The 1,047-nt window shown below is 70.1% G+C and carries 2 protein-coding genes; both read right to left on the bottom strand.

The features are described 5' to 3' along the window. A partial coding sequence (locus Q8S40_RS03460; RefSeq protein ID WP_305669292.1) for a hypothetical protein occupies positions 1-439 on the bottom strand: 439 nt, incomplete at its 3' end. Continuing rightward, positions 436-1,047: PD-(D/E)XK nuclease family protein (locus Q8S40_RS03455; protein ID WP_305669291.1), on the bottom strand; the 612-nt coding region annotated here is incomplete at its 5' end. The genes Q8S40_RS03455 and Q8S40_RS03460, both read right to left, overlap by 4 nt.

Below are 1,047 nucleotides of genomic sequence, written 5' to 3'. Positions count from 1 at the left end.
TCTCCGCCAGCGCCTGCTCATGCGCAAAACTGCGTCGCAGATAGAACTGCATTCCGTCGAGCACGAACGCCCAACCCGGCGCCGCGTCACACGCATCGGAACTGACGCCGCCCGCCATCTGCGCGGCCTGCTCGACGCTCGCGACCAGCGGCTCGCAGGCCAAGGCCGCCAAAGCCTCGGCATCCAGAGCCGCGATAAACCGCCCGCTGTCCTGCCCGGTGAGCACCAGCACGCTGTCGCCTTCGCCTTCCGCGCGACTGGCCGCCGCCGCCACCCGCGCCAGCAGCATCGAGCCGCCGTGCGCCAAGACCCAGCGCGCCACCGCGCGGTCAATCGCCCGCAAATCCCCGTCTTCCCCGCCGAAGGCCTCGCCCAGTCGACGCCGGAAATCAAAGCGGCCGAAGCCTTCCGCTGCCGATGAATCCCACGCCGCACTCATGCCGCCACCCCATTCGACCAGGCACCCGCCAGGGCTGCCTGCGCCTCCTCGATCAGCGCCGGAGCAAAGCGCTGTCGCCACACCCCCGCCGCCGGCGCCAGCCCGGCCGCGCGCAGAAACAGGTACACGCACTCGCCAAGCTGCTGTTCACGTGAATAACTACCGCCCAGCCGCTGCAGCAGATAGCGGTCCAGCGCCAGCGTGTACAGCAGGGCCTGGAAGCGGTACTGGCTGTGATCCATCGCCGCGAGCAAACGCTCCCCCGTGTAGTCGGACACGCGTTCACCCAGCCAATTGCCCTTGTAGTCGAGCACGTGGAAGCGGCCGCCCGCGCGGAACACGAGGTCGATCTTGCCGCTCATCAGGCCGGCCACGCGTCGCGACGAAGCCGGCACCCACTCGGCTTCGCCGTGCCGTGCGCAGGCCGCAGCAAGATCCGCCAGCGCGATCTCCGGCAGGGCGAAATCGAAGCCGAGCTCGGCGCGCTGATCCGCGGCCGGGACATCTACCAAGCCCAGCGCCGGCACGCGCTCCAGGCCCAAGGGCGCCGCAAGGGCTGCGTCCAGACGTCGCGCCAGTCGCTCGCTGAAGCCGGCCAGACCCAGCGG

It is taken from the genome of Falsiroseomonas sp., assembly GCF_030695085.1.
In the GTDB taxonomy this organism is placed as follows: domain Bacteria; phylum Pseudomonadota; class Alphaproteobacteria; order Acetobacterales; family Acetobacteraceae; genus Falsiroseomonas.
This window is presented reverse-complemented; position numbering and strand designations above follow the sequence as displayed.